This is a genomic window from Halomonas sp. S3-1-1 (genome assembly GCF_023757625.1).
In the GTDB taxonomy this organism is placed as follows: Bacteria; Pseudomonadota; Gammaproteobacteria; order Pseudomonadales; family Halomonadaceae; genus Vreelandella.
Genome location: NZ_JALGBZ010000004.1, coordinates 141958 through 157052, shown reverse-complemented (window position 1 = coordinate 157052; position 15095 = coordinate 141958). Strand labels below are relative to the sequence as shown.

General features: G+C 60.5%; 13 protein-coding genes, 1 tRNA gene and 1 pseudogene. 8 read left to right on the top strand and 7 right to left on the bottom strand.

Annotation, left to right across the window (positions count from 1 at the left end; all coding sequences use genetic code 11):
* The first annotated feature begins 13 nt into the window (after positions 1–13).
* A complete protein-coding gene (gene purH, locus MQW23_RS13195) occupies positions 14–1600 on the top strand; it encodes a bifunctional phosphoribosylaminoimidazolecarboxamide formyltransferase/IMP cyclohydrolase (protein WP_252108666.1) in 1587 nt (528 codons plus the stop codon).
* Positions 1601–1703: 103 nt separating this feature from the next.
* On the opposite strand, the gene MQW23_RS13190 is transcribed toward purH, so the two are convergent.
* The 4 genes from MQW23_RS13190 to MQW23_RS13175 all read right to left on the bottom strand — a co-directional run bounded on the left by MQW23_RS13190 (position 1704) and on the right by MQW23_RS13175 (position 5743).
* On the bottom strand, positions 1704–3164 hold the full coding sequence (locus MQW23_RS13190) for an NAD-dependent succinate-semialdehyde dehydrogenase (RefSeq protein WP_252108665.1): 1461 nt from the start codon (positions 3162–3164) through the stop codon (positions 1704–1706).
* 138 nt (positions 3165–3302) lie between these two features.
* Complete coding sequence (gene folE / locus MQW23_RS13185) at positions 3303–3854, bottom strand: GTP cyclohydrolase I FolE (protein WP_252108664.1); 552 nt, start codon at positions 3852–3854, stop codon at positions 3303–3305.
* A 142-nt stretch (positions 3855–3996) separates the two neighbouring features.
* Positions 3997–4992, bottom strand: coding sequence for a serine/threonine protein kinase (locus MQW23_RS13180; protein ID WP_252108663.1), 996 nt, complete (start codon positions 4990–4992; stop codon positions 3997–3999).
* 31 nt (positions 4993–5023) lie between these two features.
* On the bottom strand, positions 5024–5743 hold the full coding sequence (locus MQW23_RS13175) for a ComFC family protein (RefSeq protein WP_252108662.1): 720 nt from the start codon (positions 5741–5743) through the stop codon (positions 5024–5026).
* A gap of 79 nt (positions 5744–5822) precedes the next feature.
* Between MQW23_RS13175 and MQW23_RS13170 the strand changes: the two genes are divergently transcribed.
* Positions 5823–5907 (top strand) — tRNA-Leu (locus MQW23_RS13170).
* A 145-nt stretch (positions 5908–6052) separates the two neighbouring features.
* Here MQW23_RS13170 and MQW23_RS13165 read toward each other — a convergent pair.
* Positions 6053–6436: a hypothetical protein gene (locus tag MQW23_RS13165; protein ID WP_252108661.1), complete on the bottom strand. Its 384-nt coding sequence runs from the start codon at positions 6434–6436 to the stop codon at positions 6053–6055.
* A 336-nt stretch (positions 6437–6772) separates the two neighbouring features.
* Between MQW23_RS13165 and MQW23_RS13160 the strand changes: the two genes are divergently transcribed.
* Positions 6773–7402, top strand: coding sequence for a hypothetical protein (locus MQW23_RS13160; protein ID WP_252108660.1), 630 nt, complete (start codon positions 6773–6775; stop codon positions 7400–7402).
* 28 nt (positions 7403–7430) lie between these two features.
* On the opposite strand, the pseudogene MQW23_RS13155 reads toward MQW23_RS13160, so the two are convergent.
* A pseudogene (locus tag MQW23_RS13155) lies at positions 7431–8191 on the bottom strand (SDR family NAD(P)-dependent oxidoreductase).
* 121 nt (positions 8192–8312) lie between these two features.
* Between MQW23_RS13155 and MQW23_RS13150 the strand changes: the two are divergent.
* The 4 genes from MQW23_RS13150 (at position 8313) to MQW23_RS13135 (ending at position 11986) form a co-directional block, all read left to right on the top strand.
* Positions 8313–8849 carry an FxsA family protein gene (locus MQW23_RS13150; protein WP_252108659.1) on the top strand — a complete coding sequence of 179 codons (537 nt, stop codon included), beginning with the start codon at positions 8313–8315 and terminating at the stop codon, positions 8847–8849.
* Positions 8850–9082: 233 nt separating this feature from the next.
* Entirely contained in the window at positions 9083–9376 is a 294-nt protein-coding gene (locus MQW23_RS13145; protein WP_252108658.1) for a co-chaperone GroES, read from the top strand.
* A gap of 59 nt (positions 9377–9435) precedes the next feature.
* Positions 9436–11079: a chaperonin GroEL gene (groL, locus tag MQW23_RS13140; RefSeq protein WP_252108657.1), complete on the top strand. Its 1644-nt coding sequence runs from the start codon at positions 9436–9438 to the stop codon at positions 11077–11079.
* A gap of 169 nt (positions 11080–11248) precedes the next feature.
* Positions 11249–11986 (top strand): RNA methyltransferase, encoded by a 738-nt coding sequence (locus tag MQW23_RS13135; protein ID WP_252108897.1) that lies wholly within the window; start codon positions 11249–11251, stop codon positions 11984–11986.
* Between the two features lie 68 nt (positions 11987–12054).
* Here MQW23_RS13135 and MQW23_RS13130 read toward each other — a convergent pair whose 3' ends face one another.
* Complete coding sequence (locus MQW23_RS13130) at positions 12055–13401, bottom strand: Na+/H+ antiporter family protein (protein ID WP_252108656.1); 1347 nt, start codon at positions 13399–13401, stop codon at positions 12055–12057.
* Positions 13402–13618: 217 nt separating this feature from the next.
* Between MQW23_RS13130 and MQW23_RS13125 the strand changes: the two genes are divergently transcribed.
* Positions 13619–15013, top strand: coding sequence for a GntP family permease (locus MQW23_RS13125; RefSeq protein ID WP_252108655.1), 1395 nt, complete (start codon positions 13619–13621; stop codon positions 15011–15013).
* Positions 15014–15095 lie beyond the last annotated feature (82 nt).

The following is a 15095-nucleotide window of genomic DNA, read 5'->3' as shown; positions in this document are numbered from 1 at the left end:
CATGAGCACCCCAATGGCAGATAGCACCCCCACCCCCGTTCGCCGCGCCCTTCTCAGCGTTTCCGATAAAACCGGCATCGTCGACTTTGCCAAAGGCCTGGTCGAGCAAGGCGTTGCCCTGCTCTCCACCGGCGGCACCTTCCGTCTTTTGCAGGAAAACGGCGTCGAGGTTCAGGAAGTTTCCGAGCATACGGGCTTTCCCGAAATCATGGACGGCCGCGTCAAGACCCTGCATCCGAAAATCCACGGCGGCATTCTGGCCCGCCGTGGCCAGGACGATGCGGTGATGGCGGAAAACGACATCGACCCGATCGACATGGTGGTGGTGAATCTCTACCCCTTCGCCGCGACCGTCGCTCGCGACGACTGCACTCTCGAGGACGCTATCGAGAACATCGACATCGGTGGGCCGACCATGGTGCGCGCCTGCGCCAAGAACCACGCCTACACCACCATCGTCGTCAACGCCGACGACTACGCCCGCGTACTCGGTGAGTTGGCGTCTCAAAACGGCGCGGTGAGCGACGCCACTCGCTTCGATCTGGCGGTCAAGGCCTTCGAACATACCGCCAGCTACGACGGCGCCATCGCCAACTACCTGGGTCGCAAGGTCAGCGACAGCGACAGCGACGCCAATTTCGCCCGCACCTTCAACCTGCAGCTCGAGAAGAAGCAGGACATGCGCTACGGCGAGAACCCGCATCAGCAGGCGGCGTTCTACATCGACCCCGAGGCCACCGAGCCGAGCGTGGCCACCGCCGTGATTCGCCAAGGCAAGCCGCTCTCCTACAACAACGTGGCGGACACCGACGCCGCCTTCGAAGCCGTAAAAGCGTTCGACGAAACCGCCTGCGTGATCGTCAAGCACGCCAACCCCTGCGGCGTGGCCACCGGCGCCACCGCTTTGGAAGCCTACGACAAGGCGTTCGCCACCGACCCGACCAGCGCCTTTGGCGGCATCATCGCCTTCAACGTGGCGCTCGACGCCGATACGGCGAAAGCGATCGTCGACCGCCAGTTCGTCGAGGTGATCATCGCGCCGGGTATCAGCGATGAAGCGGCCGAGATCGTCGCGGCGAAAAAGAACGTGCGGCTTTTGGAAGTCGCGCCGCTGACGGGAGCCACCCAAAGCGCGGCGCTGGATTACAAGCGCGTCAACGGCGGCCTGCTGGTGCAGGAGCTCGACCAGGGCAGCGTCACCCGCGACGAGCTGACCGTGGTGAGCAAGCGCGCGCCCACCGAGCAGGAGCTCAGTGACCTGCTCTTCGCCTGGCGGGTGGCGAAGTTCGTCAAGTCCAACGCCATCGTCTATGCCAAAAGTGGCCAGACCATCGGTGTGGGCGCCGGCCAAATGAGCCGCGTCTACTCGGCGAAGATCGCCGGCATCAAGGCCGAAGACGAAGGCCTTTCGGTGCCCGGCTCGGTCATGGCGTCTGATGCCTTCTTCCCCTTCCGCGACGGCATCGACGCTGCGGCGAAGGCCGGTATCACCGCCGTGATCCAGCCCGGCGGCTCCATGCGCGACCAGGAAGTGATCGACGCAGCCGACGAGGCCGACATCGCAATGGTCTTCACCGGCATGCGCCATTTCCGCCACTAACGCGGCGCAGAGCTTAGCGAGATTGCCGCGCGCGATACCGCTAAATCAAAAAAAGCCCGGGCGAATGCCCGGGCTTTTTTTCATCGAAAGAATCAAGCGACCATCAGCTTCCCAGATCGATACACAGGTACTTGGTTTCCAGATACTCATCCAAGCCCTGGTGACCACCCTCTCGGCCCAGGCCCGAGGCCTTCACGCCGCCAAACGGTGCCGCCGCGTTGGAGATCAAGCCAGTATTGATACCGACCATGCCGTACTCCAACGCCTCGGCGACCCGCCAAACCCGCGCCAGATCCTTCGAATAAAAGTAGGAGGCGAGCCCGTACTGGGTATCGTTGGCCATTTCGATGGCGGTCTCTTCGTCATCGAAAGGAAAGACCGCCGCCAGCGGGCCGAACGTCTCTTCACGGGCCACTTTCATCGAGTCGTTGGCGAAGCTGATCAGCGTCGGGGTGAAGAAGTTGCCACCGAGCGGATGCGGCTGGCCGCCGAGCAGCAGCTCACCGCCCTTGTCCACCGCGTCCTGAACGTGCTCGCTCACCTTTTTGACCGCGTTATCATCGATTAGCGGGCCGATGTTGATACCCGGTTTTGTGCCATCGCCCACGTGCAGTTCGCTGTTCATCGCCGCGGCGAGCTTTTCACAAAAGGCGTTGATGACACTGGACTGCACCAAAAAACGGTTGGTACAGACGCAGGTTTGGCCGGCGTTACGAAACTTGGCCGCCATGGCGCCTTCGACGGCGGCGTCCAGATCCGCATCCTCGAACACGATGAACGGCGCGTTACCTCCAAGCTCCAGTGAAACTTTCTGGATGTGCTGAGAGGCTTTGGCCATAAGGTCGCGGCCCACTTCGGTGGAGCCGGTGAAGGTGATCTTGCGCACCTTGGGTGACTCGGTCAGCGCCGCGGCGATCTCGCTGGCGCTACCCGGCACCACGTTGAACACGCCGCGGGGAATGCCCGCGCGCTCGGCCAGAAGCGCAAGCGCGGTGGCGGAAAACGGCGTTTGGCTGGCGGGCTTGACCACGATGGTACAGCCGGCGGCCAGCGCCGCCCCCGCTTTGCGGGTAATCATGGCGGCGGGGAAATTCCAGGGGGTAATCGCGCCGACCACACCGACCGGCTGTTTGGTTACCACGATGCGCTGGCTGGCGCTCGTCGCCGGAATGGTTTCGCCGTAGACGCGCCGCGCCTCTTCGGCAAACCAGCGAATGAAGCTCGCCGCGTAAGCGATCTCGCCTTCGGCTTCCTTGACCGGCTTGCCCTGCTCACGGGTCATTAAAACGGCCAGATCGTGCTGATGCTCCATGATGAGATCGAACCATTTGAACAACAGATCCGAACGCTCTTGGGCGGTCATTGCCCGCCAAGCGGGCAGCGCGCGGTCGGCGGCGTCGATCGCGCGCTCGGTTTCCGCCCGGCCCAGGCGCGGCATATCGCCCATGCTTTCGCCGGTCGCCGGGTTGATGACGTTGATCTGCTCGCCGCTGTCCGCGGCGACCCAACTGCCGTCGATATAGGCAAAGGGGCAGTACAGTTCGGTTTCCTTGAGCGCTTCCATGACATACTCCTGACCGAAAGGTGGTCGCTATTAGCCAAACTCTCTATCGTGCTAAACATGTCATGCTAGGACGAATCGACGCGTTTGACCAAATGTTTACCGGACCTATCGCGCATTTTTAAGCCAGGTCAAAACGTCTCAATTGACCAGCGTCAAAAACTCCTGCCGCGTGGCCTGGCTGCTTCTAAAGCGCCCGAGCATAACCGAGGTGGTCATGCTGGAGTTCTGCTTTTCGACGCCGCGCATCATCATGCACAGATGGCGCGCCTCGATCACCACGCCCACGCCCTTGGCGCCGGTCACTGCCTGCACCGTTTCGGCGATCTCGCGGGTCAGGTTCTCCTGGATCTGCATGCGCCTTGCGTACATGTCGACGATACGCGCGAACTTGGAAAGCCCCAGCACTTTGCCATCCGGCAGGTAAGCAATGTGGCACTTGCCGATGAACGGCAAAAGGTGGTGTTCGCACATCGAGTAGAGCTCGATATCTTTCACCAGCACCATTTCGTCGGTTTGCGACTCGAAAACGGCGTTGTTGATGATTTCGTCCAATGACGTTTTATAACCCGCATTGAGAAACTGCATCGCCTTGGCGGCACGGGTCGGGGTATCGCGCAGTCCTTCCCGGTCCGGGTTCTCGCCCAGCGCGGTAATGATGTCGCGATAGTTCTTTGCAATGTCATCGGTCATGATGAGCCTCGTTCAACCTGGCTTTCAAACAGCAGTGAATAGAAGAGCAGTGTGCTGGGCGTATTTTACCCTACCCGGCGCGGGGAAGGCAGAGTAACGCCGTTCAAAAAGCGTGGTGAAACATCCACATCCCGACAAAACGCTAGGCCAGCCAGCGCGGCTGTTCAAGCTGTAGAAGCTGCTGCTCGAGCTGGCGAATGTGTTGGTCCCAGTAGCCACCATCGCCTACCCAAGGAAAGGCGCGGGGAAAGGCCGGGTCGCTCCAGCGCGACACGAGCCAGGCCGTATAGCGAATCAGCCGGTAGGCGCGCAGCGGCTCGATGAGCGTTAACTGCTCGCTCGGAAAGGGTCGGCTCTGCTCATAACCTTCGACGACCTCGCTTAGCATTGCCTGCCACTCCTGTTCGTCCTCGGGCAGAAGCATCCAGACGTCCTGAATCGCCGGGGCCATCATGGCGTCGTCGAAATCCACCAGCGTGAAGTGCTCATCGCGGCCAAGTACGTTGCCCAAATGGCAGTCGCCGTGGGTGCGAATTAAGGAAGCGCTGGACCAGTCGAAGCGCGCAAGCGCAGCCAGGGTTTTATCGACCGCGCTCGAGTAGGCCCGGCGCTGCTGATGATTGAGACGGCCGCTTGCCAGAACCCGCGCCTCGGCGTCCTTGATGTCGGCGTTAAAGTCGAAGGTGTGGCGGTGCTCGAAAGCGCGTTGGGCGCCCTGCTGGTGAAGCGCACCCAGCGCCTCGCCGAGCGCAAACAGATGCGCCGGATTGTCGAGCTCCGGCGCCTGCCCGGCGCACTGGCGAAACAGGGCAAAGCGCAGCCCCTGATATACGAAAAGCGACTGCCCTTCGCCATCGCGCCAAGGGGCGCTTACCGGCACGCGGGCCTGGTCAAGCTCGGTGAGAAAGTCGTGCTCCTCCTGGATTGCGGCGCTTGACCAGCGCGCCGGGCGGTAAAACTTCACCACCCAGCGCGCTCGGTCGTCGTCCTGAAACATCAGCACGCGGTTTTCGTAGCTGTTGAGCGCGAAGGGCTCGGCGGCCGGGTAGAAACCGACGGATTCCACCGCGGACATGACGACGTCCGGGGAAAGCGCGCTAAAGTCATGGGGCGTGGCATTGGCCATAGCGTCGACCATGGACGAGCTCCTGAACAAAACGCCGAGTCTATCAGCTGTTGCCCAGCGGCGTCCGCGCCGGCGCCCAGAGGTCGACACGCTCGGCGCCGTGGTCAAGCGCTAGCCGCGCGAGTTCGTGGGCGGTTGCGCCAGTGGTGACGACATCGTCGATGATGACCACGTGCGCCGGTACCGCCGCAGACAGTCGAAACGCCCCCTTCAAGTTGGCCGCCCGCTGGCGGCGGCCAAGCGTGCGCTGCGAGGGCAAGTGCTTGACGCAGGTTGCGCCAGCCAGGGGCAGGGAGAGCCGTCGCGAAAGCTCATGGGCCAGCCAGTGCGCCTGGTTGAACCCACGCTCGCGGGCACGGTCGGGGTGCATGGGCACCGGCAACAGCGCCTGCCCCATTTGAGCCGGTGGCTTTGCGAGCATCAGCTCGACCAAAAGCGTACCGGCACGGGGCGAGGCCTGAAACTTAAAGTCGCGCACCAGCGCCTTGATCGCCCCTTCGTAAAGATACTCCGCCGTGGTCGCGGTAAACGACGGCGGCGAACTCAGGCAGTGGCCGCAAAGCCGGGCGCTTGCCTGATGATCAAAAAAGGCCAGCGGCTCCTTGCAGCGGGGGCAGGCGGCATCGTTATGCTTTAACAGCGCAAAACACTCATCGCACCAGCCCTCGATACGCGCGTGAGGCGACAGGCAAAAGGCGCAGTAGCCCGGCAGCGCCCTCTTCAGCCAGCTACCGGCGGTCAAAACCCAACGTGTCCACGCCATTGATACCTCCCGCGGCTAAAATACCCGCGCTAGCGTATTGACCCTGCTCAAAAAGTTGGTACCATACGCCTCGTCTTCTGCGGATGTGGTGGAATTGGTAGACACGCTAGATTTAGGTTCTAGTGCCGTAAGGTGTGGGAGTTCGAGTCTCCCCATCCGCACCAATTTGATTTTCCTAGCTTTTTATCCCTCCCTGCATTATCCCAATACTCACTAGATTATCCTGTGTGACCAGATTGTGACTTGGTTAACGCACTCTTGATGGCGTTATCGATTGTCTTACCGAGCTATCCAATTCCAAACGATTCCTTATTCTGGCGAAAATGCGTAGTCCACGACTAGCGAATTCATCTCGCCGTTCTCATCGTCGACTTCGGTAAGCTCGATTTGGTAGGCCATGCGGATCAGGTTGAAATTGTGAGGCATGTAGACGCAGTAGTCCGCATCGATACCGCTCTCCAGCGTGATGGTCTCCTCCGTATCCGGCGGTCCATAAAGATCCCTTATTCTTTCTGCCTCGGCGCGCGCGTGCTTACCCTTGTACGTCGCCTGCAGCTCGGCCAGCCAATCGTCGTGGAACGTGTAAAGGTAGGTTGCCGGGTGCACCTCTCTCGGCGCCTCGTTCGCGTGATAGCGTTTGATCGCCGGAGGCCCTTGCTCGTCCAGCGCCGGATCGTGTTCGAGATCGATCAACGCTCTTACCTGCAACTGCGAAAGCCCGTTCCCGAGCCCTAGCGCACCGTCCCATCCAACAGCCGAACCACTCACAGCTATCAGAGCTACCGCCAGCCCCCACCTCAGTATCACTATGTCACCTCTAAATGCGTCACTGAATCATTGAAACGGCGCGCTACGCCCGCCAGCGCTCATGGTAGCAACGCCTCCCGAGAAAGGTCCCTAGCGCTTTCATAAGGGCAAGGATAAGGGCAATGCCGTACCCGGAAAACAGCGAATCACATGCATTAATGACTTTGAATCGCCCCTCGGATAGATTACCTACCCATCAACTGCTCTTAAAAGGATACAGCCATGGATTGGCTCAACCAGTACGCGCCTGCCATTAACGTCGCCATTAGCGTTTGCACGCTGTTCGTCTGGCTTTTTTACGCCCAGCTACTCTACTCCAGCTTCTCTCGCCAGCGTCGCCCGCGCGTGATTATCAACCGGGGTAAAGGCATTGGGCTGGAGGCGCTGTGTCTGGTCAGTAACATGAGCACCGAATCGGTCTACATCCAGCACGTTATTGCGGTTTTACATACCGACAGCCACGAGTACAAGCTGGACATCGTCGAGTATCAGCAGCAAAGCGATGACGATGAGGAAGATTGCTACCGCACCCACCAGGGGCCGCTGGACTCGGGCGATCACATCCATCTTCAAAGCTTTGGCTCGATCGTCAACCAGATTCAGAACCACTGGGACGTTGACCAAAACTCTCTCGAGCAGTCGAACCTGCAGCTCGAAATCCGCGTGATCGCCATCTACGGGCCGGAAGACCTGCCCATTGGCGCCTCACGCCGTTTCGATCTCGTCATGAACGCGGAACCCAACCGCCAGCTCGTCCCCACCAGTATCGACACCGAGCGCCTGGTGAGCCGTCGCTCGCGCAAGCAGGTCGTGCAGTGGGCCAAGGACATCGAACTGCACAAGGCCCAATAGGACTGACAGGCGTATGAGCGCCTGACAATTAAAGCCGCAGCCCGCCATCGCACTCGATAATGCGCGCGGTGAAGTAGTCGTTCTCAAACACGAAGGCCACGCTTTGGGCGATGTGGCACGGCTCGCCAAGGTCCTTAAGCGGCACGCTCTGTTTGATGCGCTCGAGCATGTCCGGACGCATCGCCGCGGTCATCTCGGTGGACACGAAACCGGGGCGACCGTCGCGGCGCGAATGTTGTAGCGGGCGAGCTCCTTGCCCCAAGTCACGCTCAGCGCATGAATACCCGCCTTGGCCGCGGCGTAGTTGCTCTGGCCCATGTTGCCGGCTTTAGAAATGCTCGAAATATTGACGATAACGCCGGCATGGTTCGCCTCGATCATTTGCGTGGCGGCTTCACGCCCGCAGAGAAAAGCGCCGGTCAGGTTCACGTCGATCACGCGCTGCCAGCAAGAAAGTGACATGCGCTTTTCGATCTCACCCTCCTTGGCTTTCACCAGCATCGCATCATCAGTAATACCGGCGTTATTGACGCAGCCGCTGACCGGGCCAAGCTCCCCCTTGATGGCAGCAAAGCCTTTGATTACCGACGCCTCGTCTGAAACGTCGACCACGAACCCCTTCGCCTGAATGCCGCGCTCGCTCAAGGACGCCACGGCCTTATCGAGTGTGTCGCGATGCGTATCCAAAAGCGCGACTCTGGCGCCCTTGCTGCCCAGAAGCTCCGCCATGGCCAGGCCTAGCCCGCGGGCCCCGCCAGTAATCGCGATTACCTTGTTATCCACGTTCATTTAACTTCTCCCTTTTGATCCATTGCCCAAAAGCGGCGTTGATACGTTGATGACGCACGCGGCTGCTTGTTTTTGCGTTTTTTGACACCATAGAGGGTACTAACGTTAGCGGGAGGCAGCCATGCCCATATTACTGTTTATATCGATTTTCACCCTGCTCGACTTCGTCGTGCTTTTTTCGGTGGGAAGCCACATCGGCCTAATGACCACGCTGATACTGGTGCTGCTCACCGGTTTCATTGGGCTGCATCTCATCCGCCGCGAAGGAGTGTCGACCCTGGCGCGGGCACGTTCGCGCATGCAGGCCGGTGAGATCCCCTCTTCTGAACTCTTCACCGGTGCGGCGCTGATTTTTGGTGGCGCGCTGCTGATGGCGCCGGGCTTTTTGTCCGACGCCCTGGGCCTTGCGTGCCTGATTCCCAACGCCCGCCGGGTGATGGGCCGGGCGTTTACCTGGTTTGGCCTCAAGGCGAGCGTTTATCAGCAGGGCCCGTCACAGCGCACCGGCCCGCATACGGATGAGCCGCCGTTTGGCCATGAGCAGCCATACCGGGAGTCGCGGGCCGACTCAAATGAGCATCGCGCGGGGTTTGACGAGCGCGAGCCCACTACGCTCGAAGGTGAATTCATCAGCCGCGACGAACAGCGCCGGCGCTGATCCAGCTAGAGGGTTTTGAGACTTAAGTCCAGGCGCCCGGGATAATTTTTTTGTCACCGGGGCCTTGAAAGGACCACGCTAGCCCCCACTTTTCGAGTCAGCACAGATTCGGCAACGGCACACGCGGTTGCCTTTGACATGAAGGCAAAATGCCTTCGCTTCTCGAGGCCCCGCCACGAGAATCCACTTAAAATTGCCCGTTGGGCTTTGACGAACCTCAGGAGAACGAGAGCATGAATATCCGTCCCTTGCACGATCGCGTCGTTATTCGTCGCGTGGAAGAAGAACAGAAGACCGCTGGCGGCATCGTGCTACCGGGCAACGCCCAAGAAAAGCCTACGCGTGGCGAAGTGCTCGCAGTAGGTAACGGCCGCATTTTGGATAACGGTGAAGTTCGCGCCCTCGACGTCAAGGTAGGCGACACCGTGATTTTCAAGGACGGCTTCGGCGTTGAAAAGCAGAAAATCGACGGTGAAGAAGTTCTGATCATGAGCGAAGCCGATATCCTGGCGGTCGTCGAAGGCTAATTCGACTGTCTCGCGCATTTACTTTCACACTTTTTATTTCAATTTAGGAAGTAACGAACATGGCAGCTAAGCAAGTCAAGTTTTCAGATGATGCTCGTAAACGCATGGCGCGCGGCGTCGACACGCTGGCCAACGCGGTAAAAGTCACCCTCGGCCCGAAAGGCCGCAACGTGGTGCTGGACAAGTCCTTCGGCGCACCGACCGTGACCAAGGACGGCGTTTCTGTGGCCAAGGAAATCGAGCTGAAAGACAAGTTCGAAAACATGGGCGCCCAGATGGTCAAGGAAGTTGCTTCCAAGACCTCTGACGCCGCCGGTGACGGCACCACGACCGCTACCGTTCTGGCCCAAGCAATCGTCGCCGAAGGCCTGAAAGGCGTGACCGCCGGTATGAACCCGATGGATCTCAAGCGCGGCATCGACCAGGCGGTTGCAGCAGCGGTCAAGGAAATCCAGGCGATGTCCGTGCCCTGCACTGACACCAAGTCCATCGCCCAGGTCGGCACCATCTCTGCCAATGGCGACAAGCGCATCGGTGAAATCATCGCCGAAGCGATGGACAAGGTTGGTAAAGAAGGCGTCATCACCGTCGACGAAGGCCGTGGTTTCGAAGACGAGCTGGAAGTGGTCGAAGGTATGCAGTTCGACCGTGGCTACCTCTCGCCCTACTTCGTCACCAACCAGGACACCATGTCCGTCGAGCTCGAAGACCCGTACATCCTGCTGGTCGACAAGAAAGTTTCCAACATCCGCGAGCTTCTGCCGGTGCTGGAAGCCGTTGCCAAGCAGGGCAAGCCGCTGGCCATCATCGCTGAAGATATCGAAGGCGAAGCGCTTGCCACGCTGGTCGTGAACAACATGCGCGGTATCGTTAAAGTCGCCGCTGCCAAGGCGCCGGGCTTTGGTGATCGTCGCAAGTCCATGCTGCAGGACATCGCGATTCTGACCAACGGCACCGTGATTTCCGAAGAAGTGGGTCTGACCCTCGAGCAGGCGAACCTGGATCATCTGGGTACTGCCAAGCGTATGACCATGTCCAAGGAAAACACCACCATCATCGATGGCTCCGGTCAGGAAAACGACATCGAGGCACGCGTTAACCAGATCCGCGCGCAAATCGAAGAGACCTCTTCGGACTACGACAAGGAGAAGCTGCAGGAGCGTGTTGCCAAACTCGCCGGCGGCGTAGCGGTTATCCGTGTCGGTGCCGCGACCGAAGTCGAGATGAAAGAGAAGAAAGCCCGCGTCGAAGACGCGCTTCACTCTACTCGCGCGGCGGTAGAAGAAGGCGTCGTACCTGGCGGCGGTACTGCTCTGGTTCGCGTCATGGCCAAGGTACAAGGCCTGACCGGTGACAACGAAGACCAGAACCACGGCATCAACATGGCCCTGCGTGCCATGCAGTCGCCGCTGCGTCAGATCGTCACCAACGCCGGTGAAGAGCCTGCGGTCGTGATCAACCGAGTGAAGGATGGCGAAGGAAACTTCGGCTACAACGCACAAACCAGCGAGTACGGCGACCTGTTCGAAATGGGCGTACTCGACCCGGCGAAAGTCACCCGTACCGCGCTGCAATCTGCAGGCTCCGTGGCCGGTTTGATGATCACCACCGAGTGCATGATCGCCGACGATCCGGAAGAGAAAGAAGCCGCGCCAGACATGGGTGGCATGGGCGGAATGGGTGGCATGGGCGGCATGATGTAAGCCCCCAAACCCTTTATAACGCCTTGGGCTAGCCTTTCGGCTAGCCTCTAAAGAACCCCGCCTCGTGCGGGGTTCTTTTCGTTAGGGCCGCGGGGTTTCGCCGCTTACTTTTCCGGCGCCAAAGCGTGCTACCATGCGCGTTTTTCCAGAAGCCACCAGGTCGCTCACCGTGCTTTCCCGAATACGTATCGTGCTCGTTCAAACGTTCCACCCCGGCAACATTGGCGCCGCCGCACGGGCCATGAAGACCATGGGCCTTGTCGATCTCGTGCTGGTGAATCCGCGCGAATTCCCAAGCACTGATGCTACGCGGCTGGCCGCCGGCGCCACCGACGTGTTGGAAAACGCCCACGTCGTGGGAAGCCTGAACGATGCGGTACAGGATTGCGTGCAGGTGATTGGCGCCAGCGCCCGCCTGAGAAGCCTGCCGTTGCCCCACTTCGACGAGCCCGACGAGATGGCCCAAAGCGCCGTAGAAAACGCCGACAGCGCCCCAGTGGCGCTGGTATTTGGCCGCGAGCGCTCCGGGCTGACCAACGATGAGATTCGCGAGTGCACCCACCAGGTCAGCATTCCTGCCAACCCTGAGTACGGTATTCTCAACCTCTCCCAGGCGGTTCAGATTCTGGCCTATGAGGTGCACCGCGCTTGGCGCCGGCGCCCGCAAAGCGGCTTTGCCTACCAGCGTCCGGTAGAGGCCACGCCGCCTACGCGCGAGCAGCTCGATCATTTCCAGGCACACTTGGGGCGACTAATGCGCGAAAGCGGCTTTCTGACCCAGCCCCACGCCCGCACCGAAGAGCAGCTCAAAACGCTCTTTACCCGCGCCGAGCCCAGCCGCAAGGAGCTGTCGCTTCTGCGCGGCCTTTTGAGCGCGTTCGAAGCGCACCTTCCCAAGGATCGATAGGCAGCGCAAATCGACACGAAGCGCACAAAAAAGGCAGCCGAGGCTGCCTTTTCGTTTAAAACACGGCGTCAAAGCCACATGGCGCCGAGCCAGCCAAACGCGATCAGCGGCAGATTGTAGTGCAAGAAAGTCGGCACCACGCTGTCCCAAATGTGGTCGTGCTGGCCGTCGACATTGAGCCCGGAGGTCGGCCCGAGCGTCGAGTCCGAGGCCGGCGAGCCCGCATCGCCGAGCGCGGCGGCGGTGCCCACCAGCACGACCGTCGCCATGGGCGAAAAGCCGAACTGCACCGCCAGCGGTACGAAAATCGCGGCGATGATCGGAATGGTCGAAAACGACGAGCCGATCCCCAAGGTAATGAAGAGCCCCACCAGCAGCATGGTCAGCGCGGCCAGGCCACGATTGTCGCCGAAAACCTCGAAAGCGTTGTTGACCAGCGCGTCGATATCGCCGGTCGCTTTCATCACTTCGGCAAAGCCCGCCGCGGAGATCATGATAAAACCGATCAGCGCCATCATGCGCATACCGCTGGTGAAAAGATCGTCCGCCTCGCGCCACTTGAAGATACCACCCATCGACAGCACACCGATCCCGACGAGGCCACCCAGAATCATCGAGCCGGTATAGAGCTGAAGCCCGAGTGCGGCCACGATCGCCACGCCGGACATGACGAGCCCCAGCGCGTGGGGCGTGGCCGGAGCGGTGGACACGAGCGAGGTGCTCGCCGCGACCTCTTTTTCCGCGTAGCCGCGCGCACCGCGATAGCTCACGAACAGTGCGACCAACAGGCCAATGGCCATGCCGCCGACTGGAATGGCCATCGCCATCGGTACCATCGAGCGGGTGATTTCAAGCCCTAGCGGCTCGCCAGCGCTATTGAGGTTGGCGAGCAGAATGTCGTTGAGAAAGATCGCGCCAAAGCCCACCGGCAGCAGCATATAGGGCGCGGTCAGCCCAAACGTGAGCGCGCAGGCGACCGCCCGGCGATCGAGCTTTAAGCGATTCATCAGCGCCAGCAGCGGCGGGATCAAAATGGGGATAAAGGCGATATGCACGGGAATGGCGTTTTGCGAGAAGATCGCCATCAAAAGTACCGCCCCGAGCAGGATCCACTTGACTCGGCTCTGGTGCGCCGCCGTGGCCTCTTGACCCAGCAGCCGAATCAGGCGGTTGGCCAGCATGTCCGGAAGCCCCGAGCGCGAAATCGCGACTGCAAACGCGCCGAGCGTGGCGTAAGCGAGCGCCACCTGCGCCCCGCCGCCGACGCCGTCGTTGAACGCGCCGAGCGTTTCCTCCAGCGACAGCCCGCCGACCAGGCCCCCTACCAGCGCCCCGGCCACCAGCGCGAAAACCACCGAGACACGCAAAAGCGACAGTGCGACCATTACGAGCACTGCAATCATGACTGCATTCATCGAATTACCCAAAGCCTTGAAAAGCGTGATTGAAGCTTGCATCCAAGCAGAAGGTGGCGAATCTTAGCAGATGCGCCGTCTTTTTAGCAGGCTAATCCTCCGTTTAGCCCTTTTCGCATGCTTACGACTTTAGTCGCCCCGCCATTGCTGCCCTGCAGCATTGCACCTACGCTTTCGCCTCGATCATTACTTTTAACCATCAAGGGCCTGGCTATCCATGAGCATGCTGGCGATTATCGTCTCTCTCGTTTTACTGATGTTATTGGCCTACCGCGGGATTTCGGTACTGCTGCTGGCGCCCTTGATGGCGTCGCTGGCGGTGCTACTTTCCGGCGACGGCGCCTTTTTGCTGCCGGTTTACACCGACACCTTCATGAGCGCGCTGGGCGGCTACGTGACCCAGTTCTTTCCGCTGTTCATTTTGGGGGCGCTGTTTGGCCAGCTGATGGCGGACTCCGGCGCGGCGCACGCCATCTCGACCGGCATCGTCAAACGCCTCGGCACGCGCCACGTCGTGCTCACCGTGGTCATGGCCTGCGCGGTGCTGACCTACGGCGGGGTATCGCTGTTCGTGGTGGCGTTTGCGCTCTACCCCATCAGCCGGGAACTCTTTCGCGAAGCGAACGTGCCCAAGCGTCTGATCCCCGCCTCCATTGCGCTGGGCTCGTTCACCTTTACCATGACCGCGCTGCCCGGGACGCCGGCGATCCAGAACGCCATCCCGATTCCCTACTTCGGCACCAACAGCTTCGCCGCGCCAGGCCTTGGGGTGATCGGCGGCTTGATCATGCTGGGGCTGGGCATCACCTATCTTCAATCAAGAGTGCGCAAGGCCAGCGCCAACGGCGAGGGTTACGGCACGCATACCGAGAAGGAGCGCGAGGACACGCCAGACGATGCCCCCGCGGCGACCATGGCGCTGCCGTTGGCGCTGATTCCGCTGGTCATGGTGATCGGACTCAATGCGCTATTCACCTACGGCGTGTTTCCGGCGCTGGATTTGAGCTTCATTGACGCCGCCTTCGATGACGTCTCTGCCGATAGCCAGGCCGGCCTCTGGGCAATTTTGATTGCGCTGTTGAGCGCCTCGGCCTGGCTTATGATCACTCGTTGGCGCCACTGGGCGGATTTGAAAGCGACGATCAACAAGGGCTGCCTTGGCTCGCTGTTGCCGATTTTCAACACCGCCTCGGAAGTGGGCTACGGCGCGGTGATCGCAAGCCTAACGGGCTTCGCCCTGATTCGCGACGCGGTGCTCAACGTCTCCCCCGGCAATCCGCTGATTTCCGAGGCGCTAGCCATGAGCGTGCTGGCCGGTATCACCGGCTCCTCCTCCGGCGGGCTTTCGATTGCGTTACAAACCCTGGGCGACGAATATCTCGCCATGGCGCAGCAGGCGGGTATCGACCCGGAACTGATGCACCGAGTGGCGACACTGGCCGCCGGCGGCATGGATACTCTGCCTCACTCGGGTGCGGTAATTACGCTGCTGGCGATTTGCGGGCTCACCCATCGTCAGTCCTACGCCAACGTCGCCATGGTCACGATCGTACTGCCGATCGCCGCACTCGTCAGCGTCATTTCGCTGGGTACGCTGTTCGGAAGCTTTTAGGCCCACCAGAAAGCTTGTCCCAGGTCATGAACCATAGCGGGGCGTTGGGTAACATGACACAACGCCCCCAGGACGTGACCCG